The 25,024-nt window shown below is 53.7% G+C and carries 20 protein-coding genes; 14 read left to right on the top strand and 6 right to left on the bottom strand.

What is annotated here, in order from left to right; genetic code table 11:
- Positions 1-28: 28 nt before the first annotated feature.
- Positions 29-2,116: an elongation factor G gene (fusA, locus tag Dvar_RS18955; protein WP_419663406.1), complete on the bottom strand. Its 2,088-nt coding sequence runs from the start codon at positions 2,114-2,116 to the stop codon at positions 29-31.
- A gap of 482 nt (positions 2,117-2,598) precedes the next feature.
- Here fusA and Dvar_RS18950 point away from each other — a divergent pair, with 482 nt between their 5' ends.
- Complete coding sequence (locus Dvar_RS18950) at positions 2,599-4,674, top strand: PAS domain-containing hybrid sensor histidine kinase/response regulator (protein ID WP_419663404.1); 2,076 nt, start codon at positions 2,599-2,601, stop codon at positions 4,672-4,674.
- On the opposite strand, the gene Dvar_RS18945 is transcribed toward Dvar_RS18950, so the two are convergent.
- Positions 4,671-5,084 (bottom strand): hypothetical protein, encoded by a 414-nt coding sequence (locus Dvar_RS18945; RefSeq protein WP_419663402.1) that lies wholly within the window; start codon positions 5,082-5,084, stop codon positions 4,671-4,673. The two genes, Dvar_RS18950 and Dvar_RS18945, sit on opposite strands and share 4 nt — an antisense overlap.
- Positions 5,085-5,290: 206 nt before the next feature.
- On the opposite strand from Dvar_RS18945, the gene Dvar_RS18940 reads away from it, so the two are divergent.
- The gene (locus tag Dvar_RS18940; RefSeq protein ID WP_419663400.1) at positions 5,291-6,847 is read left to right on the top strand and encodes a methylenetetrahydrofolate reductase C-terminal domain-containing protein; all 1,557 of its coding nucleotides are present in this window, start codon (positions 5,291-5,293) and stop codon (positions 6,845-6,847) included.
- On the opposite strand, the gene Dvar_RS18935 is transcribed toward Dvar_RS18940, so the two are convergent.
- Positions 6,844-7,053: a hypothetical protein gene (locus Dvar_RS18935; RefSeq protein WP_419663398.1), complete on the bottom strand. Its 210-nt coding sequence runs from the start codon at positions 7,051-7,053 to the stop codon at positions 6,844-6,846. The two genes, Dvar_RS18940 and Dvar_RS18935, sit on opposite strands and share 4 nt — an antisense overlap.
- Positions 7,054-7,405: 352 nt before the next feature.
- Here Dvar_RS18935 and Dvar_RS18930 point away from each other — a divergent pair, with 352 nt between their 5' ends.
- From Dvar_RS18930 to ftsY, 7 genes are all read left to right on the top strand, one after another.
- Positions 7,406-7,915 (top strand): cyclic nucleotide-binding domain-containing protein, encoded by a 510-nt coding sequence (locus Dvar_RS18930; RefSeq protein WP_419663397.1) that lies wholly within the window; start codon positions 7,406-7,408, stop codon positions 7,913-7,915.
- Positions 7,916-7,933: 18 nt separating this feature from the next.
- The gene (gene rocD, locus Dvar_RS18925; protein ID WP_419663395.1) at positions 7,934-9,133 is read left to right on the top strand and encodes an ornithine--oxo-acid transaminase; all 1,200 of its coding nucleotides are present in this window, start codon (positions 7,934-7,936) and stop codon (positions 9,131-9,133) included.
- Positions 9,134-9,207: 74 nt separating this feature from the next.
- Complete coding sequence (argF, locus tag Dvar_RS18920) at positions 9,208-10,125, top strand: ornithine carbamoyltransferase (RefSeq protein ID WP_419663394.1); 918 nt, start codon at positions 9,208-9,210, stop codon at positions 10,123-10,125.
- A gap of 269 nt (positions 10,126-10,394) precedes the next feature.
- A complete protein-coding gene (locus tag Dvar_RS18915) occupies positions 10,395-11,333 on the top strand; it encodes a carbamate kinase (RefSeq protein ID WP_419663392.1) in 939 nt (312 codons plus the stop codon).
- Between the two features lie 91 nt (positions 11,334-11,424).
- A complete protein-coding gene (pyrB, locus tag Dvar_RS18910; RefSeq protein WP_419663390.1) occupies positions 11,425-12,381 on the top strand; it encodes an aspartate carbamoyltransferase in 957 nt (318 codons plus the stop codon).
- 362 nt (positions 12,382-12,743) lie between these two features.
- Positions 12,744-16,355: a chromosome segregation protein SMC gene (gene smc, locus Dvar_RS18905; RefSeq protein ID WP_419663388.1), complete on the top strand. Its 3,612-nt coding sequence runs from the start codon at positions 12,744-12,746 to the stop codon at positions 16,353-16,355.
- 183 nt (positions 16,356-16,538) lie between these two features.
- Positions 16,539-17,672, top strand: a complete 1,134-nt coding sequence (ftsY, locus tag Dvar_RS18900; protein WP_419663387.1) for a signal recognition particle-docking protein FtsY — start codon at positions 16,539-16,541, stop codon at positions 17,670-17,672.
- On the opposite strand, the gene Dvar_RS18895 is transcribed toward ftsY, so the two are convergent.
- The 3 genes from Dvar_RS18895 to Dvar_RS18885 all read right to left on the bottom strand — a co-directional run bounded on the left by Dvar_RS18895 (position 17,669) and on the right by Dvar_RS18885 (position 20,179).
- Complete coding sequence (locus Dvar_RS18895; protein WP_419663385.1) at positions 17,669-18,244, bottom strand: hypothetical protein; 576 nt, start codon at positions 18,242-18,244, stop codon at positions 17,669-17,671. The genes ftsY and Dvar_RS18895 overlap by 4 nt on opposite strands.
- A 122-nt stretch (positions 18,245-18,366) precedes the next feature.
- Positions 18,367-19,164: an exodeoxyribonuclease III gene (locus Dvar_RS18890; protein WP_419663384.1), complete on the bottom strand. Its 798-nt coding sequence runs from the start codon at positions 19,162-19,164 to the stop codon at positions 18,367-18,369.
- Between the two features lie 349 nt (positions 19,165-19,513).
- Entirely contained in the window at positions 19,514-20,179 is a 666-nt protein-coding gene (locus tag Dvar_RS18885; protein ID WP_419663382.1) for an endonuclease III domain-containing protein, read from the bottom strand.
- 421 nt (positions 20,180-20,600) lie between these two features.
- Between Dvar_RS18885 and lexA the strand changes: the two genes are divergently transcribed.
- From lexA to Dvar_RS18860, 5 genes are all read left to right on the top strand, one after another.
- On the top strand, positions 20,601-21,230 hold the full coding sequence (gene lexA / locus Dvar_RS18880) for a transcriptional repressor LexA (protein ID WP_419663380.1): 630 nt from the start codon (positions 20,601-20,603) through the stop codon (positions 21,228-21,230).
- A gap of 140 nt (positions 21,231-21,370) precedes the next feature.
- Entirely contained in the window at positions 21,371-22,213 is an 843-nt protein-coding gene (locus Dvar_RS18875) for a DUF72 domain-containing protein (protein WP_419663378.1), read from the top strand.
- A complete protein-coding gene (locus Dvar_RS18870) occupies positions 22,210-22,611 on the top strand; it encodes a four helix bundle protein (protein ID WP_419663376.1) in 402 nt (133 codons plus the stop codon). Before Dvar_RS18875 ends, Dvar_RS18870 begins: the two co-directional genes overlap by 4 nt.
- Positions 22,612-22,714: 103 nt before the next feature.
- Positions 22,715-23,887, top strand: coding sequence for a DNA polymerase Y family protein (locus tag Dvar_RS18865; protein ID WP_419663374.1), 1,173 nt, complete (start codon positions 22,715-22,717; stop codon positions 23,885-23,887).
- Between the two features lie 179 nt (positions 23,888-24,066).
- Positions 24,067-24,981 carry an ROK family protein gene (locus tag Dvar_RS18860; protein ID WP_419663373.1) on the top strand — a complete coding sequence of 305 codons (915 nt, stop codon included), beginning with the start codon at positions 24,067-24,069 and terminating at the stop codon, positions 24,979-24,981.
- Positions 24,982-25,024 lie beyond the last annotated feature (43 nt).

Below are 25,024 nucleotides of genomic sequence, written 5' to 3'. Positions count from 1 at the left end.
TTAATCAGGCGTTGTAAGGATTCCGTGATCAGGCAACGCTTTTTTTCTCTTCCTGTTGCTTTTTGGCAATTTCTTCCGCAATGGATTGGGGAACCTGACGGTAAGTGGCAAACTCCATGGTAAACTGGGCCTTTCCCTGGGTCAGTGAACGCAGCACCGTCGAGTACCCGAACATCTCGGAAAGAGGCACCTGGGATTCAATTACACACATGGGACCTTCTTCCTGTGAACCGACGATCATGCCCCGCCGCTGGTTCAAGGACCCCATGACCGGCCCCTGATATTCGGTGGGGGTCTCCACAGCCACCTTCATGATCGGCTCGTGGATCACGGGCGCAGCCTTCATGTAACCCTCCAAAAATGCCCCTCGGGCTGCGGCCTGGAAAGCCATGTCCGACGAGTCCACACTATGGGCGGCACCGTCGTTGATCACAATCTTGACACCGGTCACCGGAAACTCCATTTTGGGTCCTTTTTCCAGACAGTTCCTGAACCCTTTTTCACAAGCGGGAATAAACGGAGTGGGAATGGAACCACCGGTCACCTCGTTGACAAAGGCAAAATCTTCCCCTTCCAGAGGCTCTATGTAACCGGCCACGCGACCAAACTGACCTGAACCACCGGTCTGCTTTTTATGGGTATAGTTGAATTCGGCGCGTCGGGTGATGGTTTCCCGGTAGGCCACCCGGGGGGCGCCGGTAGTCACGTCGGCTTTGTATTCCCGGCGCATGCGTTCGATGTAGACTTCCAGATGCAGCTCACCCATACCGGAAATGATGGTGTCACCGGTCTCGTCACTGACATAGGTGCGGAAGGTCGGATCTTCTTTTGAGAACCGGTTCAGGGCCTTGGACATGTTGATTTCCGCCTTGTTGTCCTTGGGAACAATGGCCAGAGAAATCACCGGTTCAGGAACGAACATGGAGGTCATGGTCAAATTTACGCCGGGATCGGTAAACGTGTCGCCTGAGGCACAGTCGATACCGAACAGGGCGCCAATATAACCGGCAGGAATTTCGCTGATGTCTTCCATCTGGTTGGCGTGCATCCGCACCAGCCGGCCGATTTTCACCTTGCGACCGGTCCGCACATTGACCACCGTATCCCCCTTGGCCAGTTTGCCCTGGTACACACGAATATAGGTCAGCTGACCATATTGGCCGTCCTCCAGCTTAAAGGCCAGGGCCACCGTCGGCTTTTCCGGATCGGAATCCAGGGCAACCTGAGCTTCGTCATGGTTTAAGTCAAGGGCCTGATTCTCCACATCCTGCGGACAGGGAAGCAGCTGGGTAACCGCGTTCAATAGCGGCTGGACCCCCTTGTTCTTATAAGCCGAGCCCATGAATACCGGAGTAATTTGTCGCTCAAGGGTACCTTTTCGCAGGGCCTCAATGAGCATTTCTTCAGGAACGGGCAGTTCTTCCAGCACCATTTCAGTCAGTTCATCGGAAAATATGGTGGCGGCATCGATCAATGCCTCCCTTTTCTCAGTGGCCAGTTCCATGAGGTCAGACGGGATTTCTTCTTCGCGGATGGTTTCACCGTTTTCACCATCAAAATAAAGCGCCTTCATGGAAACCAGATCGATGATCCCTTCATGATCAGCCTCGAGCCCGATGGGAACCTGCATGGCCACGGCATTGTGACCCAGTTTTTCCTTGAGTTGATCGATCACCCGAAACGGATTGGCCCCGCTGCGATCACACTTGTTGATAAACGCCATACACGGTACCTTATAGCGCTTCATCTGCTGATCCACGGTGATGGACTGGCTCTGCACCCCACCCACCGAGCAAAGCACAAGAATGGCCCCGTCCAATACACGCAGGCTACGTTCCACCTCGATAGTGAAATCCACATGCCCCGGCGTGTCGATAATGTTGATCTCATGTTTGTTCCACTCACAATAGGTGGCGGCGGAGGCAATGGTGATACCGCGCTCTTTCTCGAGTTCCATGGAATCCATGGTCGCTCCCACGCCGTCCTTGCCTTTCACATCATGAATCGCGTGAATTCTTTTGGTATAAAAGAGAATCCGCTCGGTAAGCGTGGTTTTGCCTGAATCGATATGGGCGCTGATGCCGATGTTTCTGATTTTTTCTATACGTGTTGCCATGATGTCCTCTGGTTGTGAGCGCGGCCACGATCAGCCAAAGCACTCGATTATCACTTCATTTCATCAAAATGGATAATAAAAAAAGATCCCGCATTTGGCAATCATCGCACCAGATGAGGGACCTTTGTTAACCGATACTTAAAAGCGTTGGCGCTAATATAGTATTTGGACAATGGATGTCAATAAAATTTATTCGCTTAACCGGTTTCTAACACCAAGCTTGTCAGCCCTCTGTTACGATGATGTAACAATTTATTATCGGCAGCACGCCCGAAAGACGTTAGTTTTTTAATTGATTCAAAGCATTTTTGGTCATGTGGGCAATCACAAATGCCTGTTCAATCTCTATCCATTTGTTGACGAGAGGGCTGGATACAGTTTATTGTTAAGAGTTTTTTAAAATATTTTTTTTATTGGGCTATAGTATTTGCCCAACAAATCGCCCAAAAGGCCCGATAAGGTATAAACCACAGCTTTTCAGCATGAATGATCTAACCGCGGAAAACAAAAAGCTTCGGGAAAAAGTGCGACGCCTTGAAGAAGAGAAGGAATCATGGCGAAGAGCGCAGTTTATCACCAATGCAGCGGATCAACTGCTGACCATGATTGATCGGAATTATACCTACGAAAGCGTCAATGAGGCTTACTGTCGAGCCAGGGGCCAACGCCGCAATAATGTTGTGGGTAAATCCGTCGCCGCGGTTTGGGGTGATGAACAGTTCCAGTCCATTATCAAACCCAAACTCGATCACTGCTTTACCGGGCAGCTGACCAGTTCCGAGCACTGGTTCAAGTTTGACGGTCAGGCTCTTCGCTGTTATCAGGTCACCTATAATCCCTACTACGACAATGCCGGCCAAGTGACCCATGCCGTTGTCGTCACCCATGACATCACTGCCATGAAACGCGCCGAAGCCGCTCTGCAAAGCGCCCACGATCGCCTGGAGCGACGGGTGACCATGCGCACGGAAGCACTATTGCAAGCAAATGAGCAGCTGCGCAATGAGATTGAAGAACGCAAACGAATGGAAAAAGCGCTTCGTGAAAGCGACAATCGATATCGTTCGGTTTCGCGCGATATGCCGGCAATGGTGTGCCGTTATCTTCCGGATGGCACCCTTACCTTTGCCAATTTTAAGTTCAGGCAATACTTCCAAGTTGGCAAACGGCAGACTGAAAAAACCAATATTTTTGATTTTTGCGGCGGGGTCGGCCGTCAGCGCAAACAGCAACGGTTGAAAGACCTGAGCCCTGCAAAACCCATGGTGACCTACGAGCAATTCAGCCCAACGGAAAAGGGTGAGCCGCGATGGCACCAATGGACGGACCGTGCCCTGTTCGACGAGATTGGCAATGCCATGGAGTACCAAAGCATCGGCATCGACATTACCAAAAAGAAAGAATTTGAAAGCAAGCTTCAGCAGGCGCAGAAAATGGAGGCCATCGGCACCCTGGCCGGCGGCATTGCCCATGATTTTAACAACCTTCTCATGGGAATCCAGGGTAATATTTCCTTGATGTATCTCGATCTCGACGAAAACCACCCCCTATACGAAAATTTACGCAGTATCGAACAACTGGTGGACAGCGGCGCCAAATTGACTCGTCAATTACTGGGATTTGCACGAGGCGGCAAGTATGTGGTCAAACCGGTGAATCTGAATGAAGTAGTCGCCAAAACAGCGGCATTATTTGGCAGAACGCGCAAATCCATACGTATTCACGAAACTTACGATCCCACCACCTGTACGGTTTTGGCCGATCGCGGTCAGATCGAACAGGTCCTGATCAATCTTTACCTGAACGGCTGGCAGGCCATGTCCAAACAGGGCGATCTTTACCTGGAGACAAAACGTGTCAAAATCGATAAAGATTTCATAAAACCGTTTGAAGTCTGTTTTGGCGATTATATCCGCGTTTCAGTGACCGATAGCGGCCAAGGAATCGACCCGACGATCTCTCATCGTATTTTCGACCCTTTTTTTACCACCAAAGAATTTGGCAGCGGTTCAGGCCTCGGATTGGCGTCTGTATTCGGCATCATCAAAAACCATGATGGAATAGTCGATTTTGAAACCCAGCCGGGCAAGGGGACCACATTCAACGTCTATTTACCGGTCTGCAAGGCAACGGAAACCGAAATCCCTCACCGTTCGGTCGGCATTATCAGCGGCCCGGAGACCATTTTACTGGTGGATGACGAATCCTACATTTTGGATGTGGGTGAAAAAATGCTCAGAAAAATGGGATATACCGTCATCCGGGCCGCTTGCGGTGAGGAGGCCGTGCGCATATTTACCGATGTTCATCAAACCATCGATCTGGTAATTCTGGACATGATCATGCCCGATATCAGCGGGCATGAGGTCTACGATCGACTCAAAGATGTCAAATCGGACATCAAGGTGCTGTTGGCCAGTGGAGATAGCCGGGGAGATGCAGCGACCACCATCAACAAAGGATGCAATGGATTCATCCAAAAGCCGTTTAACATGGAAAAGCTCTCCCACGCCATCCGTGACGTGATCGACAACGACTATCATCAGCCTAGCATTTAAAAAAGTCGTTTTAAACTGATTTTTTCATCGCTGGCAACCAGCGCCTGAAAATGATATTCCCCGATCGAGAATCCCTGATGGGCCTGCTTTTGATCGATGCGATGCACATACCCATAATGGGGCTCCAGCGCGAGGACAAATAAATCCATGACAAACATCCCATTTTGCGTTCCCCGATAGACAATACGAGCATCATCGACCAGCACGGCTTGGTTTTTCTTCAAAAGGAATCTGTTATTTTTTTTCAGGCAAGACTCGGTTTGATTCATGCGCTGCCCGGGTGGCGTCTGCCAATAATATTCAGGGTTGACCGTACCTGCGTACAAGTACCAGACACATCCGAAAAAAAAGAGACCGGAGGTAACGAAGAACACGATGGCGGGCCATTTACTTTCTCGATCATCATTCACGGTGAGCACCTTTCGCTTCAATGCAACGTTCAAGTTCAGCCTATATTAAAAATAAAGGTATTACCTTATTTTTCATGACGCTCTTTTTCAAGCAAAATCATGATGAAAAGGATAGCATCCGGTCTGCATAAAGATCACAGGCCGTTTACCAGCGTGCATTCTGGAATGCATCCCGGTGGGCCAATAAAAAGGAAGGGCTTTTTTTCATGCTGCGTGTTTTTCAAAACGATATTCTGGACCCGAAGCAGTTTGTGATCACCCTGGAGCTGGTGCCAGGCCGTGAATCCACCGGGCGATCCGTGGATACGGTGATGGGCATCGCCAAGGAGGCATTTGCCGATGGCCGGATCAGTGCCGTATCCATCACCGACAACCCCGGTGGGAATCCATCGCTGAGCCCCGATGCCATCGGTTACCGCATTTTTTCCATTGGCATGGATGTGATCGTCCATTTTACCTGTCGCGACATGAACCGGGTGGGAATGGAAAGCCGCGCCCTGCAACTGGCCATGATGGGCATGAAAAATATTCTGGCCTTGACCGGTGACTACGCGGGCAAGGGATTTGGCGGTCAGGGGGCGCCGGTATTCGATCTGGATTCAGTGAATCTGCAGATCATGCTCATGATGATCGGCCAGCGCATCAATGCCGCCGGTGATCCGGACGCTTTTTTTACGGGCTGCGCTGTTTCTCCGTTCAAACGCAGCGAAGGCGAGTGTGTGGCCCAGTACGCCAAGCTCAGCCGCAAAGTGGCCGCCGGCGCCCAATTTGTCATCACCCAGCTGGGATATGACGCGCGCAAATTTATCGAGCTGATCGGCATTCAGCGCCATATGGAAATTTCTGTGCCTACCCTGGGTTCGGTCTACGTATTGACGCCCAAGGCGGCTCAAATCATGAATCAAGGCCGGGTACCCGGTGCCGTGGTCACCGATCCGTTGCTGATGACCGTTCAAAATGAATGGAAGGACAGAAAAAATGGCCGGTTGGCTGCCATTGAACGGGCGGCACGCCTGGGGGCGGTTCTGCGAGGGGTGGGATATCGGGGAATCCATATCGGAGGCATTCACCATGACTTTTCAACGGTGGGTATGATTCTGGACCGCATGGAAGAAATCAAAGATGACTGGCAGACATTTCTTCCCCAGTTTGACTACCCCCAGCAGCCCGGCGGCTTTTACGCTTTTCGCGAGAAGCCACCGGCGCCTGTATCAACGCCTGTTTTTGGTCAACACCCGGAGCCGGTACCGGTTGCAGATCGCGTCCTGTATCCCCTGATGCGCTACATGCACAACCTTTTTTTTACTTTTGATTCACCCATGGCGCCTTTTTTCAGAACCACCTGCCAAATGATTGACAGCACGATTTTCAATCGCCTGTTTCTGCACCTGGCCGAACATCCGGTCAAGCGCATGCTGCTTGGCTGCCAGCAATGCGGCGACTGCGCCATACAGCATGTGGGATTTTTGTGTCCGGAATCGGGATGTCCCAAACATACCCGTAACGGTGCCTGTGGAGGCAGCTGCCATGGCATGTGTGAAGTCAACCCGGACCGACGGTGTGTCTGGTTTCGGGCCCACAATCGCCTGGCCGCCCATGGCATGGTGTCCCAACTTTGCCACGGCTGTGTGCCGCCACGCATGTGGGAGTTGAACAATACATCGTCCTGGCTGAATTTTCATCTGCGACGGGACCATCAAAGCAGCGGGGGAGAAATTTCAGGAGTCTGCCGCCAGACGACATGCCGGATGTTGGTTGGTTAGACAGAACCACTGGGACGTTTTTCAACCAAGCGTCGATCTTCCACGCTTCCCGTCACACGCCTCAGTCGGCGATCATAACCACTGCGGCGTTCCCAGTTGGTTCGCCTTTCATTTTCGTATGGCACGGTTACCAGAAAACGGCGGTCCTTGACACGTCGTCTACCACCATTGTCCGTTAAATCGATGGTTCTGAGGACTTTTTCCATGGAACACCTCCCACGTTTTTTTAACGTCCAAATCGTTTTTTTGGCTTTTGGAAAACGGCGGCCTTGAACTTGAATCACGTGGCTTAAGGTGCAATGGGCATTGCAAAAGTGCAGCGAATAGGAAATACAGCACGAACCGTTTTAATGGGCTGCCTAACGTTTATCTATTCATATTTTACTGCAATCCCCCTATAGAAACAAGTTCAATATCAGGATCGGTTACCAGTGCTCACGCAATACCTATTTGACAGATCCGTATCTCTTGGGATACCAATAAATAGGTTTTGGCTTCAGGTGGTTGTAACCTTTTTTAAGGCTGTTCCATTTCATTTTTTTTAAGGATAGGCAAGGATTGAAGACTTCAAACGCCCACAACATTCTTCAGGAAGCCATCATCGGCTGTCTTTCTGGTATTACCATTTTCGCGGACCTGGACACAAAGGAGCTCAATATCATCAGTGAGCATATGCATGTATCCCGGATAGAGGCCGGCGATATTGTTTTCAACGAAGGCGATCCCGGTGATAAAATGTATTTTATCGTCGACGGAACCCTTGACGTATTGAAAGCCGTCGATGGCCCGGCGGAAAAAAAGATCGCTGTTCAGGCACCGGGTGGATCGATTGGGGAGATGGCGGTAATCGGCGGATTTTCGCGTACAGCCACGGTAAAGGCATGCAGTGATGCGACCCTTTTAACGCTCTCCAGGCGTAGCCTCAATCATATTTGTGAAACGCGTCCGCAAATCGGTGTAAAAATTCTCATGGCCATTGCCCGCCTTTTAAGTAATCATCTTCGTGATACATCTCAGGAACTCTTGGAGTTTATATCGCCTTTTGGGTCCAATGCTTCGCGCAAGTAAAATAAGGAGGCACGTTAGATGAACACCCAGGGCTATCTTGATCTTGAGACCCAGTATGGCGCCCATAACTATAAACCGCTTGACGTTGTATTAAACAAAGGCGAAGGTGTCTGGGTCTGGGATGTGGACGGTAAAAAATACCTGGATTGCCTGTCTGCTTATAGTGCGGTCAACCAGGGCCACTGCCATCCGAAAATCATGCAGGCCATGTTGTCTCAGGCCCGACAACTGACTCTCACCTCCAGGGCATTTCGCAATGACCAGCTGGGCCCCTTCTACAAGGAACTTTGTGAGCTGACTCGTTCTCACAAAGTGCTCCCCATGAACAGCGGTGCCGAAGCGGTTGAAACGGCCATCAAAACGGTGAGAAAATGGGGCTATCAGGTCAAGGGCGTTGCTGAAAATCAGGCCGAGATCATTGTCTGCGCCAACAACTTCCACGGCCGCACGATTACCATCGTCGGATTTTCCACTGATCCCACGGCCCGCACCGGTTTTGGTCCGTTTACACCAGGGTTCAAAGTGATTCCGTTTGGCGATGCCGATGCCCTGGAGGCAGCCATTGGGCCGAACACGGTGGGTTTTCTGGTGGAACCGATTCAGGGAGAGGCAGGCGTTATTATCCCGCCCGACGGCTATCTAAAAAACGTGCGTCGGATCTGCGATCAACATAATATTGTGCTGATCCTGGACGAAATCCAGACCGGCTTGGGTCGCACCGGGCGCCTTTTGGCTGAAGAACATGAAGGCATCGAGGCGGATCTGACCCTGGTTGGCAAAGCCCTGTCCGGTGGGTTTTACCCGGTTTCAGCCGTACTTTCCAACAAACAGGTCATGGATGTGCTGCAGCCTGGCGAACATGGTTCCACCTTTGGTGGCAATCCACTGGCCTGTGCCATTGCACGGACGGCCATACGGGTATTGATTGAAGAAAAAATGATCGAAAACGCTCAGGATACAGGCGACTATTTTCTCAGCGGTCTACGAAAAATTCAAAGTCCACACGTCAAGGCGGTGCGCGGCCGCGGGCTGATGATCGCCATGGAACTTTTTCCGGCAGCCGGTGGAGCGCGTCCGTTCTGCTACCGTCTTGCGGACAAAGGCATATTGTGTAAAGAAACCCACGAGCACACCATCCGCTTTGCGCCACCGCTGGTAATTACTAAAAAGGAAGTGGACTGGGCCCTGGAACAGATCAACGCTGTCATGACCGCCTGATCCGATCCGGTGAGACCCAACAACGCAGGTTCATTTTAAGCTCCGCTTGCTTTATATTTTTAGGGAGGCCTCCTTTGAAACGCGACTTTTTGCACGTTACCGATTTTACCGCTGATGAAATCAATGCCACCTTTGAACTGGCCAAAGAAGTCAAAGCACGCTTCAAACGTCGCGAGGACTACAAACCATTCAAGGACCACAGCATGGCCATGATCTTTGCCAAGCCGTCCGCGCGAACACGGATCTCATTTGAAACCGGTTTTTTCCGCATGGGTGGCCACGCCCTTTATCTGGGCCCATCGGACATCTCCATCGGCAAGCGCGAAGCGGTCAAGGATATCGCCAGGGTCATCTCTCGCTACAACGACGTGATCATGGCCCGCCTTTTCGAGCATGCACATGTATTGGAGTTGGCCGAATTCGCATCGGTGCCGGTGATCAACGGCCTGACCGATTACAATCATCCCTGCCAGATCATGGCCGATATGTTCACCATCCTCGAACATCGTGGCCACCTTGACGATCTCAAGGTGGTTTACGTGGGTGACGGCAACAACATCGTCCATTCCTGGCTGCGTCTGGCTCAGCGCCTGCCCTTTCATTTTGTTTGTGCCTGTCCGGAGGGCTATTCTCCGGATGCGCAAACCATTGCCGATGCCAAGCAGGCCGGACTGTCGCAAATCGAGATCAGCCATGATCCCCAGAGGTCAGTCAAGGATGCCGATATTGTCTATACGGATGTCTGGGCATCCATGGGCCAGAAGGACCAGGCCGAGGAGCGTAAAAAGCGCTTCCAGGGATTCCAGGTCAACGAGGCACTCATGGCTGCCACCGGCAAAGAAAGCCTGTTCATGCACTGCCTGCCGGCTGAACGCGGCGTGGAGACCACGGACGGCGTGCTCGAATCCAAAACATCGATCATTTTCGATGAGGCGGAAAATCGTATGCACGCCCAGAACGCCATTTTGTTGAAGATTTGCGGCAAGGCTTAGGATTGACGGTTATTGGTGATCAGTCTTCGGTGATCAGTTATCGGTGATCGGTGGTCTGTTCCCCCGGAGCTTCAATTCACCAGCGTAATCCGTTGTAGCTGTTTAGGCCTAAAGTATTATACGAACAGCTAAATTTCGGTAGATTTGAAGGATGAGGGAAGAAGGACGAGGGACGCCTTTTTCTTCCCTCATCCGAGCGAAGCGGTCGTCCATCGCCCCTCGTTTTACAGCGCCTGAAGGCAGAAACAATCATAAAACCAATTCCGGGCATGGCCAAGAAAATAGCCGACAACAAACCAGTGCTGCTGGTCGCCCTGGGCGGTAACGCCCTGATTCAAAAGGGACAGACCGGGACGGTCGACGAGCAGTTCGAGAATCTCAAAGTGCCGATGGCTCAGATCGCCCGGCTATCCCGAACGTATCGCATCATCATCACCCACGGCAACGGCCCCCAGGTCGGAAACCTGCTGCTTCAGCAGGAGTGTTGTGATGCGGTCCCCCGGCTACCGCTCGAAATTCTCGTTGCCCAGACCCAGGGTCAGGTTGGCTATATGATCGAATCGACCCTTGATGAAGCACTGATGGCCATCGGGATCAACAGTCAGCCCTTGGTCAGTCTGATCAGCTATGTGGTGGTGGATAAAAACGATTCGGCATTTGATTCGCCGTCCAAACCGGTAGGTCCGGCCTTCAGCAGACAAAAGGCCCTGTCCCTTCCCTACCCCACGGTCAAAACAGCCAAAGGGTATCGGCGTGTCGTGGTGTCTCCGAAGCCTGTGACCATTGTCGAGAAACGGGAAATTAAAAAGCTGATTCAAGCGGGATTTATCGTGATCTGCTGCGGCGGCGGCGGGATCCCGGTGGTGCGCGCCGGACGGACCTTCGACGGTGTAGACGCGGTGATCGATAAGGACCTGGCCAGCGCTCGCCTAGCTGAAGAGGTCGGTGTGGATCTGTTTGTCATTGCCACGGATGTCAAGGGGGTTGCCCTTGATTTTGGCCGACCGGGTGAGCGTTATCTGACTACGTTGACCTGCGATGAGGTAAACCGGTATATCCGGGAAGGGCATTTCTCGGCCGGCGGCATGCTGCCCAAAGTCCAGGCAGCCGTGCAGTTTATCAAAGGCGGCGGCAAGCGCGCCGTAATCGTTGGCCTCGATCGTATTGTCAAGGCGGTCGCCGGCAAGGCGGGAACAAATTTTGTTTGATTGGTTGAATTAGTTGGTAATCAAACCAATACAACCAATTAAACTAACTAACCAACGAAACAAACTAACCAAACAATCAGGAGCATCACCAATGGCCGCTTTTCCCTTAGCGCATGTAATTGAGTCCCAGCAGTTTGATCGGGATCTGTTGGACTTGGTTTTTCAGACCGCCGACACCCTGAAGGCCGACCTGTCCGGTCCACGCCGCTTCTCCAAGGCCCTGAACGGCAAGATTATGGCCTCGCTGTTTTATGAACCATCCACCCGAACCCGGTTTTCCTTTGAAAGTGCCATGCTGCGTCTGGGCGGTACGGTAATCACCACGGAAAACGCCCGCGAGTTTTCCAGCGCGGCCAAGGGGGAAAGCCTGGCCGATTCCACGCGCATCATGAACGGGTATGCCGACGTGATTGTCATGCGCCACAATGAAGCCGGCAGTGCGGCGCGGGCCGCTGAAATTTCCGGCATACCGGTGATCAACGCCGGCGATGGTGCCGGCCAGCATCCCACCCAGGCCCTTTTGGATATGTATACCATTGCCGATGCCTTTTCAGGCATCACCGGCCTTAAAATTGCCATGGTCGGGGACCTGCGCTATGGTCGCACCGTGCGTTCTCTGTCTTACCTGCTCACCAAGTATGAGGACACTGAAATCATTTTTGTGAGTCCGCCGGTATGCAAAATGGAGGGAGACATCAAGGCCTATCTGGATAAATATAACGTTCCCTGGCATGAAGAGACCGACCTGGACAGCATTGTCCCGGAGGTTGACTGCATTTACATGACCCGGATTCAGAAAGAGCGATTTCATGATCCCGAGGATTACCGGATCGCCGCCGGAAAATACATTCTCACGCAGGAGCGGGCCAACCGGATGAAGCCCGAGGCCATCATCATGCACCCCTTGCCCCGGGTGGACGAAATCCCCAAATCCGTTGATGACAACCCCCGTGCCCGGTATTTTGAGCAGGCCCAGAACGGGCTGTATATCCGCATGGCACTGCTCTATCTGTTGCTGAATAAAGATGATGGTGGGCCTGTAAGGTAGAAGGTTTAAGCTTTAAGGTATAAGGTGGAAGGTGTGGGCTTGGAGCTTGGAGCTGGAAGCTATGAGCTATCAACTCTCGCTTTGCTGACAACGACGACGATTTCCGCTACCGCACCCCACACTACCATATGTGGTATTAATTATCCTTTTATTATCCCTCAAGTTGTGTTTTCCCCTTTACAAGAATCAGCCTTGGTGATAAATATTGGTCAACGATCATCACAAAGAACCGCGCTTTCGGGATTCGGCCGTAATACAATATAGATCGTCTCGATCCATCACCCCGACGCCTTCGGGCAATAAAATATAGCAGTAACAAAATTGTTTTCAGTGACCTTCGCTCAAGGAGAACATTTGCAGCGATGAAACTAAAAAAACTGGACATTGTCGGTTTCAAGTCCTTTTTCGAAAAAGCCAGTATTAACTTCCCTTCGGGGATCAGTGCTGTTGTCGGCCCCAATGGTTGCGGCAAAAGCAATGTCGTGGATGCCCTGAGATGGGTCATGGGGGAACAGAGCATCAAACAGCTGCGGGGCAAAGACAAGGAAGATATCATCTTTTCCGGCGCCAACGATAAGCCCCCGCTGAACATGGCCGAAGTCTCCCTGACCCTGGTCAATGACAATGGCAGCATGCCCGAGGAATACCGCGATTTCAGTGAGGTGATGGTTACCCGCCGCCTTTACCGCAGCGGGGAGACCGCATATCTGATCAACAAACAACCCTGCCGGCTCAAGGATATCCACAATATTTTCATGGGCAGCGGGGTTGGGGCGCGTACCTATGCCGTCATTCAGCAGGGCAATATCGGCGCCATTACCGACGCCGGACCCGATGAACGCCGCGTATTTATCGAAGAAGCCGCCGGCGTCACCCGCTACAAGATGCGCAAAACCGAGGCCTTGCGCAAAGTCAAGGCCACCAACCAGAACCTTTTGCGGGTCAAGGACATCATCACTGAAATTGACCGCCAGATGGCCGGACTCAAACGGCAGGCTCAAAAAGCCGAGCGGTACAAGGCCCTTAAAGCCGAAGCCCGCCAGATCGATATCCAACTGCTTTGCCATCGGGGCGCCGAGCTGAAGCATCAAATGCAGGAGGCCAGCGAACTGCTCGGCTCACTTAAAAACGAAGATCTCAGCCAGAGCACCCAGTTGAAAAAAATCGACGCCGTCATTGAATCCATCAAACTGCGGCGGTTTGAAAAAGACCGTACCATCGCTACGCAAAAGTCGCGCAAATTCGAAATTCATCGCAAGATCGACCGCATGGAGGCTGATCTGGCGCATATGAAAACCGACCGTGAACGGTTGACTCGCGAAGTTGCCGAACTGGAGGCGTCCAAAACCAATTTGGAAGAAAAAAACCAATCGATGATCACGGAAATCGATCAGGTTCAAAAGCAGCACGTTGACCTGCAGGCCAGCATCAACGATATCAAGACCACCATCGCACAGGAAAAAAACGATTCTTCCAGCCTGCGCGATCGCATCGACGGCTTGAACCGATCCCTTGAAACCGGTAAAAACGACTTGATGAAAATGGTGGCCGAAGAGGCCCGCGTGAAAAGCTCCCACCAAAACGCGGCCAACAATCGTGAAAATCTCAAGCGGCGCCTAAGACGCACCGACGAAGAAGTGGCCCTGGCCGATAAAGCCGTACACGAGATTTCGGTGCGTCGTGATGCCGCCGATGCCGAACTGACCCAGATTAAAAATGAAATTCGTGACCTGGATGAGCAGATCGCATCTTTCAAAAAGGAGCTGGACCAGGCCATTGCCGATCTGTCGGCCCAGGTCAAAACCACCCAGACACTGGAGGTGGAGCGGAACAAGGCACGCAGCAGCCTGGCCACCCTGAAAAAAATGGAAGCCAACCTGGACTGGTACAAGGACGGCGTCAAGGCCGTACTCAAGGCGGCCCATCAGGAATCACCGCCTGCCGACGCCGCTTGCCTGGACGGTATCGTCGGTCTGCTGGCCGACGTGGTTGAACCGGCCCCGTCTTACGAAACCGCGGTAGAAGCGGCCCTGGGAGAATCGTTGCAGTACATCCTGGTCCAGGATCAGTCGGCCGGCACAGCAGCCATCGACTATCTTCAACAAAGCCAGGAGGGCCGCTGCGGGTTCATTCCCATCGGCGGGGTACGGGCTGTGGACGATCGTCCGGACAAACGGCCGTTGCCCGATGGGCGTTTGCTCAACCATATCACGGTCAGGGACGGCTACGAAGCCGTGGCCGCGGCCCTGCTCGGTCACGTGGTGGTCGCCGACACCCTTGATGCGGCCCGTGAGTTGTTCAATCAAAACGGACGGGTGCAGACCGTAGTGACCCGCGGCGGCGATCTGTTGTCTCACCAGGGGGTAATGGTCGGCGGCAGCCCCGATAAACTGTTGGGCATTCTGGCCAAAAAACAGGAGATCAAAGCCCTGGCCGCCCAATGTGAACAACTGGACACCCAGGTGGAAACGGCCCACACCACCCAGGCCGAGATGGAGTCCCGGGTTCGTGCTCTGGAAAAACAGCTGCAGGAAACCATTTCTGAGCGCAGCATTGCCGCCCAGGATGCCATGGAGGCGGAAAAAACTCTCTACAAGGCCAATGAAGATCTGAAAAACGCCCGGCGCCACCTGGAAATCGTGCGTCTGGAACAGGAGCAGTTGATGGGCGAGGAGATGGACCTGGAGGAAGAAATCGATCGCACCAACACGCTTCTCGATACCATTGCCAAAAATGTTGCCGATGCCCAGGAAAACGTGGCCCGGACATCGGTCCAAATCGATGACACCGCCGCCCAGCTGGAGGCCTACAACCAGCGCATCGTGGACTTGAAACTAAACCTGACTTCCGCCACAGCCAATCTGGACAACTGCGCCAGTACCCTGCGTCGATTAAAGGATTTCCAGTCCGACGGCATCCGTCGCCTCGAGCAGCTCACCCGGGACATCGCGACCAAAACGGAAAAGCTGGAGGGTACCGGCAAGCGCAACGAGTTCCTGAGCCGTGACCTGGCCGCGCACTACGATGCCCTCAAGGAACTGGAGAGCCGGCTGGGCGCCGACGAAAGAGAATTTGGCGAAATCGATGCCCGGTTGAAGGAAAATGACACGCAGGTCTCCGAAATCCAGTCCCGCCGCGAGTCCCTGCACAAAAAAATCCGTATGTTGGAAATGGACCTGGCTGAAAAGCGTATCAAACTGGAAAATTTGGAAAACCGAAGCCAGGAATACTACCATTGCAGCATTGCCCGACTGGCCGAGGGCAATGCGTCCGCAAAGGAAGAAGACTCGCGCAGCCCTTCAATTCTGGAAAAGGTGCTGACCACCATCCGCCAGAAAATCGCCAATATCGGCGATGTCAACCTGGAAGCCATTCGGGAATACGATGAACAGAAGAATCGCTACGATTTCCTGTGCGAACAACGCGATGATCTGTTCAAAGCCATTGATGGACTGCACAAGGTGATCCGCAAAATCAATCGCATCACCCAGCAGAAGTTTCTGGAAACCCTCAACCAGATCAATGAAAAACTGCAGGAGGTATTCCCGCGCCTGTTCGAGGGGGGGACGGCGCGTCTGGAAATGACCAATCCCAATGAACCCCTGGAGACCGGGGTGGAATTCATGGTCCACCCGCCAGGTAAAAAACTGACCCGCATGAGCCTTTTGTCCGGTGGCGAGAAAGCCTTGTCGGCCATCAGCTTTATTTTCGCCATCTTCCTGCTCAAGCCGGCCTCCTTTTGCCTCATGGATGAGATTGATGCGCCCCTGGACGACGCCAATGTGCATCGGTTCAACAATCTGATGAAGGTAATCGGTGAGCAGTCCCAGATCATCATGATCACCCACAATAAAAGCAGCATGGAGTTTGCCGACACCCTTTTCGGCATCACCATGGAGAAAAAGGGACTGTCCAAGGTGGTATCGGTCAACCTGAATGAAGGAGACGACCCCAAGGAACTGACCGCTGCTTGAAAACGGCCTGAAATGTTTTAGTGTATAGGCAATAAGCCTTGCAAAGAATCCTGGCCCACCGGGCCGGGATTTGTTATGTGGGGTCTCGTAAACGGAAACTAACTGACAAATCGCCATTAACAAGTGTCCATCCAGAAACGGGCAAATTGGCCATTTCTGGATGGGCACTAACAAGGAAAATCCATGGCTCTGAAATGGTTTAAAAAAAAGAAAGACAAAGCCGAATCCACCGACGCCCAAGCTGAAGCGACCACGGCTGTTGAATCTGTTGAATCACCCGTGCTGGAAGATGACACGAACGCACCTGTGCCCGAAGCCGATCCATTGGACACCGCTGCCTTGGACGAGGAACCGCCGCATACCGCTGAAGAGCCAGACGAACCATTGACCGAGGCACCTGGGGAAGAAAAAAACGGCGGTCTGTTTGCCCGCCTGAAATCCGGTCTCTCCAAAACCCGCAAAATTCTGACTACGGACATCGACGATCTGTTTCTGGGTAAAAAAATCGTTGACGACGATATGCTCGAAGAGCTTGAGGAACGCTTGATCACCGCGGATATGGGGGTTCAAACCACCATGGACATCATGGAAAGAATCTCTAATAAACGCTCGCGCATCGCAGGGGCCAAAGATCTGAAAGCGGTTCTGAGAGAAGAGATTCTATCCTATTTCGAAGCCCTTCCCGAACCGGCACCCTTGGCGGCCACCAACCCCCATGTGGTCATGGTCGTGGGGGTCAATGGCGTGGGTAAAACCACCACCATCGGCAAACTGGCCGCCCACGAATCCCGAAAAGGCAAAAAGGTGCTGGTAGCGGCCGCCGACACGTTCCGTGCCGCCGCCATCGAACAGATCTCGATCTGGGCCGAACGGGCCGGTGCGGACATCGTTCGCCACAAAGACAACACCGACCCGGCCGCCGTGGCGTTTGACAGCATGGAAGCCGCCATTGCGCGGGGATCGGACATTGTTTTTGTCGATACGGCCGGCCGCCTGCACACCAAGGTCAACCTGATGGAAGAGATCAAGAAAATTCAGCGGACCCTGGCCAAACGGATTCCCGATGCCCCCCATGAAGTCCTGCTGGTACTGGACGCCACCACCGGCCAGAACGCCCTGTCCCAGGCCAAAATGTTCAACGAGTCGCTGGGCGTCACCGGTATCGCGCTGACCAAGCTGGACGGTACGGCCAAGGGCGGTATCGTGGTCAGCATCTGTAGCAGCCTGAACATCCCACTCAAATATATCGGTGTGGGCGAAGGGGTCGAGGATCTGCAGGAGTTTGATCCGGAGCAGTTCGTGGAGGCGTTGTTCTAAACAACCCCCATCTGATCGCCGTTCTTATGATACACGCGCAAGCCCATCAGGCCGGTCTTTTTTATCTGATTGGCCGTTTCAAAGGCCTGTATGGTTCTTAAGTCGTCGGCATCGACATCGGGTATTGCCACGACCGGGCAGATGTATTGCCCCCGCCGGTGAATCAGCCCCGAACGTTGAAGGTCAGTCACAGTCAGAATACCCAGCAGGGTGTAGTTGCTGTGGGCACGGTCAAGCACCGCCATGATCGCCTGATTGCATCTGAGGTTGTTTAAAAACAGGTCCAGTGGATTGCGTGTCCATCGGTTGCTGAAAACCCAGCGGCTGATCTTTTCTGAGTACCCGGTCAGCCGCCATTCATCAATCCGCCGGTTATTGATCACCGCCACGGCGGAAAAATCAAGCGACCGCCCCTTGGCAATGGTGGTGTTGCGGTTGTAACTGAGGTATTTCAGGTTCTGTGTTTTTTCAGGCATACCGCCGATGACAAGCACTTCCTTGAGCAATGGAACGTTCGGCGTCACGACCCGCGCGACCGCACGAATCAGATCGTCAATATAATTGCTTTTCATTTGTGGCTCCCCCCCGATTCCATCCAATCCAAACCCTTTTCTGCCTCCTATTTGAAAGTGACACCTACCTCCATCTGCGTCAACTAGTTTTTCACGGCTGCGGGGGAAGGCCGCTATCGCTGTTACGGGTTGATCTCAAGAATGAGACCCACCGGGCAGTGGTCCGAACCAAAAATATCATTATCGATGAAGGCGTCCTTGACCCATCCTTTACGGACGATGTCATCGGAAACGAAAAAATAGTCGATGCGCCATCCCGCGTTGTTTTTGCGGGCATTGAAACGGTAGGTCCACCATGAATATTTAACCGCATCCGGATAAAGGGTGCGAAATGTATCCACATAACCCATGTCGATAATGCGGTCGATCCACTCGCGCTCGATGGGCAAAAAGCCGGAACGGGTGGAATTGGGGCCGGGGTTCTTCAGGTCGATCTCATTGTGCGCCGTGTTGAAATCACCGGTGATGATCAGGCTTTTGCCAGCCTTACGCAAGGTTTCAGCATAATCGAAAAAGGCCTGGTAAAAATCCAGTTTGTACTGCAGGCGCTCGTCACTCATCTGGCCGTTGGGAAAATAGACGTTAAACAGGGTAAACGCATCGAATTCCATTTCCACGATACGGCCTTCGTCATCGAAACGGTCGATGCCGATGCCATAGCGAACCGCCTTGGGCGTCATGCGGGAATAGGCGGCCACCCCGCTGTACCCTTTTTTCACCGTGCAAAAAGAAAACGCAGGCGCATAACCGTCGATGTTTTTCATGGCCCGGGTCAGTTGGTCCTCCTGCAGTTTGGTCTCCTGGAGCCCGAAAATATCCGCATCCAGACTGGCGATCGACTCCAAAAACCCCTTTTTCATGACCGCCCGGTAGCCGTTGACGTTCCAGGAAACTAGCTTGATGGTTTGAGCTTCAGGCATGCAAAACACCTCCTTTATAGTGCCCTCCAGAAATGGCCAATTTGCCTATTCCTGGATGGATACTGACTATTGAATTATTCCATTTCTACTTAGTGTGCGCTCAGATTTGGTGTGTGTCCGGGAAATTCTACCGCAGGCACCCGAAGGAAGTGCCTTGGGGGTGCGTGTGGTTGATATTGGAGCATTTGACGCTTTTCCTCCCAAGCCTGCTGGAAAATGTCGGATCAGGCCCGATAACAAGGCGGAAAACGGTTCAAAAGTGGAGCATACACGTTAGTATGTGAGCATTTTGAACCGTTTTCCAACGCCGGTAGCGGGTCTTAGACGGCATTTTCCAGCAGGCTTGTGGTTAGCGGTGACGGTCTACTGCTATTCTTGGACACATCTCACTCACCGGACAGCGGCTGCAAAAGGGGGACACAGGCCGGCAGAGCGTCTGGCCGAAAGCTACGAGCAATTCATTGTAGCGTACCCAATGCCGCTTGGGCAGTTTTTTGCGTAAGGCCATCTCGGTCTGGTCCGGCGTCTTGGTCTTTACGTAACCAATGCGGTTACTGATGCGATGGACATGGGTGTCCACACAAATGGCCGGAATCTTGAATCCTTCCACCAGCACCAGATTGGCGGTCTTGCGGCCCACGCCGGGCAAGGCGGTAAGCGCATCCAGGTCATCCGGTACTTTTCCATCGTAACGGTCCAGCAAAATCCGGCTGATCTCAAGCAAGCGTTTGGCCTTGGTCGGATAGAACCCCACCGGATAAATCAACTTTTCGATGGTTTCGGGGGCAAGTTCCATCATCGCCTGGGGCGTACGGGCCACGGCAAACAAGCGTTTGGCCGCCTCACCGGTCACCTCGTCCTTGGTTCGCAGGGAAAGCAGGGTCGATACCAGCACCTCAAACGGGGTGGCCCCGCGATTGGCGATAAAGGTGATGATGGGCGGATTCCACTTGCGGTAGTTGGCCTCGATGGCCTCAACAAAGCGATCGATATCAAAGGTGTTCTTTTTGGGCATGGTAAGGACCGGGAATTTTATAAATTGATCAAAATTGAAATTCTATCCATACACTGACCGGCCGTCCCGGTAAACCCCCAATCACAATAATAAATTATTCCATTCCCTCTCTGTAGGGGCAGGCCCCTGTGCCTGCCCTAAAGCCCCCTGTGCCTGCCCTGGTGCTCCGGTACCCGACCGGTCCCGCCTGCCTCGGTGCCAACCCCGCCCTATCATAAAATCCATTTGTTTTGGGAAATCATGCGGCACAGGGCAACAGGGCAACCACGGGGGGTTGCCCCTACGGAAATCCCGGTGCCGCTCAAAATGTAAAGATAATTTATATGCAAAGTCTTTACATTTAAATTGACATTTTTATTGATCATCGTATAATGAAACATAATTCCTTGAACTGAGCGTCATTGGCGAATGGAGAGGCGGTATGGCACCCGAATTGACGCCCGGCCAGCAGCGTCTTTTTGATTATTTAAAAAAAACCATCGAAGGCACCGGCAGCACGCCCAGTCTACGACAGGCCGCCGGCGACCTGGGGATCAGTCATGCCGCTGTTTCCCAGGGCCTCAAAATGCTGGAACAAAAAGGGGTGCTCAAACGCCAGGGCCGTTACAGTCGGACCATTCACCTGATCGGCCCCACCGGTGACAAGGCCGCCCTTCAGCGCTGGCGAGAGGTTCCCGTGGTAGGCCGCATTACCGCCGGCCTGCCCCTGTACGCCCAGCAGGAGTGGGAAGGCAGTCTGGTGCTGGACAGTGACCTGTACCGCGGCCGCAACCTGTTTGCCTTGCGGGTGCAGGGCGACTCCATGCGGGGGGCGGGAATTCTGGACGGAGATCTGGCCATATGCACCCCGCGCCAGTATGCCCAAAACGGCGAGATCATCGTGGCCCTGATCCATGAACAGGAGGCCACGGTCAAACGGTTTTTTCTTCACCGCGACCATGTGGAACTGCGACCGGAAAATCCGAATTATCCGGTCATGCGATATGGGTTCGACGAGGTGTTGGTTCAGGGGAAAGTCATCGGTATCCAACGAAAGATCGCATCGTTTTAAGTATAAAGTTTTAAGTTTGAAGAGGTGGATCGGGTATGATTTTATATTTAAATCGGCAGGATACCTTCGCTTAACACTTAAAACTTAACACTTTACACTCGTCCAATATAACGACTTAAGCCCATCAACCATCACCGAGCATGCAAGAAGACAAGGTTCATACGCCATCACGCATTCTAATCGGAACCAGTGGTTATGCCTACAGTGAGTGGGTGGATGCCGGTTTCTACCCGCCGGGGACCGGTTCGGCAAGGATGCTGCCGCATTATGCGCGGTTTTTTCCCGTTACCGAGATCAACTACACCTGGTACCAGATGCCCAAGGCGCCGGCCATGGACCGCATGCGCCGCAAGGTTCCGGAAGGATTTGGCTTTGCCGTCAAACTGACCCGGACCCTGACCCACGAGGTGGATCCCGACGGATGGCCGGCCCAGGTTGCCCTTTACCGGGAGGGAATCGCCCCCCTGATGCAGGCCGGCCAATTGCTGACCGTACTCGTTCAATTGCCGCCCTTTTTCCGGCGCAATCCGCAGAACCGTCGCTACCTGGCCAGCCTTTTGGACGCCCTTGCCGGACTGCCGCTGGCCGTGGAGTTCCGCCATGTTTCCTGGGCCACGGACCGGGTCTTCGCCGCCCTGGAAGAGCGACGGGTGGCGCTGGCCTGTGTGGACGTTCCGGACCTGCCGGGACTGTTCCCGCCCCTGGCCGTGGTCACTCACCCGGAGCTGTTTTACCTTCGTTTTCATGGTCGCAACGCAGCCGGTTGGCGGTCGGGAAACATGCAAAAACAATTCGACTACGATTACAGCGAGGCTGAGCTGGATCAGTGGAGCAAAAAGCGTATTCCGGATATGGCCCGGCAGGCCAGCACCGGGATTATTTTTTTCAACAATCATGTCCGCGGTCAGGCACCGCGGAATGCGCAGATGTTGATGGAGCAGTTGGGCTTGGATGGGATCCGAAGGACGAGAGGCGAAGGATGAGGGACGCAAAACAAAAAAAGATAATTCGATCGGTCAGAGACCTAAAAGTTTATCGCAAGGCTTTCGACAGTGCGATGGAAATATTCGTGATTAGCAAGAAATTTCCCAAAACGGAAACCTATTCATTGACCGACCAAATAAGGCGGGCATCACGATCAGTTTGTTCTAATTTGTCAGAGGGATGGCGAAAGCGTCGCTATAAGGCTGTTTTCTTGAACAAGCTAACCGATGCCCAACAGGAAGCGGCCGAAGCCCAGACATGGTTGGAGTTTGCATTTCACTGTAAGTATTTGGACGAAGAGACATTTCACAAGCTCGATGAAAGTTACGAGCATATTTTTGCAATGTTAAACGCAATGGAGAAAAAAGCCGATTCGTTCTGTCGTCCATCATCCTAGCGAAGCGGTCTTCCTTCGTCCATCTATCCCTCACATATCCGTAGCCAATCATGGATGAATAATACCAACAACAGTTGAGGGGGGGGACAACCCCAAAAAACCCATGGACCGATCCATCATCCATATCAATGTCGCCGATTTCGCCGTAGCCGTAGAACGGGTGCTGGACCGCCGGCTTGACGGCCGGCCGGTGATCATCGCCCCGCAAGGCGCTGCCCGGGCCGTTGTGTACGACATGAGCGAGGAGGCGTTTCAAGCCGGAATACGCAAACACATGCCCTTGGGCCGGGCCCTGCGCCGGTGCCGGGACGCCCGGGTGCTCCTCCCCCGGCCGGAACGCTATCGTCAGGCCATGGCCCGGATGCTGAAAACCGCCCTGCCCTGTTCACCGCTCATCGAACCGGGGGATGCCGACGGCCATCTGTTCATCGACATCAGCGGCACCAGCCGTCTGTTGGGGCCGCCGGTGGATGTGGCCTGGCGGCTGGGTCGCCATATTCAAAAGGACATGGACCTGGCGCCGATCTGGTCCCTGGCCGCCAACAAGCTCATTGCCAAAACCGCCTCCCGCCTGGTCAAACCCCTGGGCGAGTATATCGTCGAGCCCGGTGACGAAGCAGCGTTTCTGGCCCCCCTGCCCCTTTTTCTGATTCCCGGTATCGAGGCTGATGACCGGACGCGGTTGAGCGATTTCAATATCCACCGGGTGTTCGAGGCCGGCCGGCTGACCGCCGACCAGTTGCAAACCATCTTTGGCCATCGGGCGGCGTTTATCCATGATCGGCTTCAGGGGGTTGATCCATCGCCGGTTCGTCCGGTGGACCGGCCGCTACCGAAAATTGTCGAATCCGTGGAGTTTGGCGACGATACCAACCACCGTCCGCAATTGGAACGGTGCCTGTACCGGCTGGTGGAACGGATCGGCCGGCAGCTGCGGCAACAATCCCTGGCGGCCCGGCGCATGGGCCTGATCATGGAACATACCGACGGTGTTCGCCGCATCCGACAAACAGCGGCCCGACCGGCCACGGCCAACGATTTTACCCTTTTCACCCATGCCCTGCGGGTACTCGATCTGGCCTGGACCCGCCGGGTACGGTTGCGGCGCATGACCCTGATCTGTGACCGCCTGACCTATCCGCCGGCCCAGCGCCTCTTGTTCGCCTCAGAGCGCCGGCGCCTGGAAAAACAGGAACAGCTGATAGCTGCCATGGACCGTATCCGGCGGCGTTTCGGATCCCAGGCCGTGAATGTGGGACGGATGGTGGCGGCGTAGGTATGCGGTTGAGGCTGAAAGCGGGAAAGGCGGGAAAAGTTGAAAAAAGAAGGAAGAGGGACGAAGGACGAGAAACGGACTCAATCGTCCATCATCTTAGCGAAGCGGTCGTCCATCGTCCTTTCGGTTTTGCGGTTCCCCAATGAAAGCAACCACCAGACACCAACAACGGACAAACCATGAAAACAAAACACCCCTACCGCCTGGGCGTCGACCTGGGCGGCACCAAAATCGAGACGATCTTGCTGGATCCGGAAGGCGGCAGCCTCGGACGGGAACGCACGGCCACCCCGCGTGATCCGGACGGTCCCACCGAGTACGCCCGGATTCGCGACCGGGTCCATACCCTGATCGAAGCGGCCCTGGGCAAGGTTCCCCATGGACACGCCTGCACCATCGGTATCGGGATTCCCGGCACCATCAACGCCCAAACCGGACGGGTGCAAAACGCCAACACCACCGGTCTGATCGGCCACCCTTTCCAGCAGGATCTGGAGACACGTTTGGGCCGGCCCATTGCCATGGAAAATGATGCCAACTGCTTTACCCTCGCCGAGGCCCGGCAAGGGGCCGCCAAGGGCTATGATCTGGTGTTCGGCATTATTTTGGGAACGGGATGCGGGGGAGGCATCAGCATCAATGGAAAGATCCACAGCGGTCGGCATCTTATTGCCGGCGAGTGGGGCCACTTCTCCGTGGATCCTGAAGGCGCGCGCTGCTACTGCGGCAACCGGGGCTGCGTGGAAACCAAAATCAGCGGCGGCGGTGTGGCGCAGTCCTTTTTCGAGCGTACCGGCCAGCGGCTCACCCTCGAAGAGATCACCGAGGGCTACCGCCAGGGTGATCCCCAATGCCGCTCGGCCTTCGAACAGTTCCTGGACGATTTCGGCCGCTGCCTGGGCGGTTTGATCTCGGTGCTGGACCCGGATGCAGTGGTATTGGGCGGCGGGGTCTCCAACATCGATGAACTCTACACCCTGGGCGTGGAACAGGTGCGCCGCTACGCCTTTCATGAACGCATCCAAACACCGATTTTAAAACATCAGCTGGGCGACTCGGCCGGTGTTATTGGGGCGGCGTGGATTGGGAAATGAAAAAGATCGAGGGACGAAGGAAGATAGACGACCGCTTCGCTCG

The sequence above is a fragment of the Desulfosarcina variabilis str. Montpellier genome, from assembly GCF_048565275.1.
GTDB classification, from domain to species: Bacteria; Desulfobacterota; Desulfobacteria; order Desulfobacterales; family Desulfosarcinaceae; genus Desulfosarcina; species Desulfosarcina variabilis.
The sequence above is the reverse complement of the archived record's forward strand: the minus strand, read 5'-3'. Positions and strand labels throughout refer to the sequence as shown.

Coding starts and splice junctions, on each gene's coding strand:
- fusA (WP_419663406.1), bottom strand. CDS start 2,116: ATGGCAACACGTATAGAAAAAATCAGAAACATCGGCATCAGCGCCCAT.
- Dvar_RS18950 (WP_419663404.1), top strand. CDS start 2,599: ATGAATGATCTAACCGCGGAAAACAAAAAGCTTCGGGAAAAAGTGCGA.
- Dvar_RS18940 (WP_419663400.1), top strand. CDS start 5,291: ATGCTGCGTGTTTTTCAAAACGATATTCTGGACCCGAAGCAGTTTGTG.
- Dvar_RS18935 (WP_419663398.1), bottom strand. CDS start 7,053: ATGGAAAAAGTCCTCAGAACCATCGATTTAACGGACAATGGTGGTAGA.
- rocD (WP_419663395.1), top strand. CDS start 7,934: ATGAACACCCAGGGCTATCTTGATCTTGAGACCCAGTATGGCGCCCAT.
- Dvar_RS18915 (WP_419663392.1), top strand. CDS start 10,395: ATGGCCAAGAAAATAGCCGACAACAAACCAGTGCTGCTGGTCGCCCTG.
- pyrB (WP_419663390.1), top strand. CDS start 11,425: ATGGCCGCTTTTCCCTTAGCGCATGTAATTGAGTCCCAGCAGTTTGAT.
- smc (WP_419663388.1), top strand. CDS start 12,744: ATGAAACTAAAAAAACTGGACATTGTCGGTTTCAAGTCCTTTTTCGAA.
- ftsY (WP_419663387.1), top strand. CDS start 16,539: ATGGCTCTGAAATGGTTTAAAAAAAAGAAAGACAAAGCCGAATCCACC.
- Dvar_RS18895 (WP_419663385.1), bottom strand. CDS start 18,244: ATGAAAAGCAATTATATTGACGATCTGATTCGTGCGGTCGCGCGGGTC.
- Dvar_RS18890 (WP_419663384.1), bottom strand. CDS start 19,164: ATGCCTGAAGCTCAAACCATCAAGCTAGTTTCCTGGAACGTCAACGGC.
- Dvar_RS18885 (WP_419663382.1), bottom strand. CDS start 20,179: ATGCCCAAAAAGAACACCTTTGATATCGATCGCTTTGTTGAGGCCATC.
- lexA (WP_419663380.1), top strand. CDS start 20,601: ATGGCACCCGAATTGACGCCCGGCCAGCAGCGTCTTTTTGATTATTTA.
- Dvar_RS18875 (WP_419663378.1), top strand. CDS start 21,371: ATGCAAGAAGACAAGGTTCATACGCCATCACGCATTCTAATCGGAACC.
- Dvar_RS18870 (WP_419663376.1), top strand. CDS start 22,210: ATGAGGGACGCAAAACAAAAAAAGATAATTCGATCGGTCAGAGACCTA.
- Dvar_RS18865 (WP_419663374.1), top strand. CDS start 22,715: ATGGACCGATCCATCATCCATATCAATGTCGCCGATTTCGCCGTAGCC.
- Dvar_RS18860 (WP_419663373.1), top strand. CDS start 24,067: ATGAAAACAAAACACCCCTACCGCCTGGGCGTCGACCTGGGCGGCACC.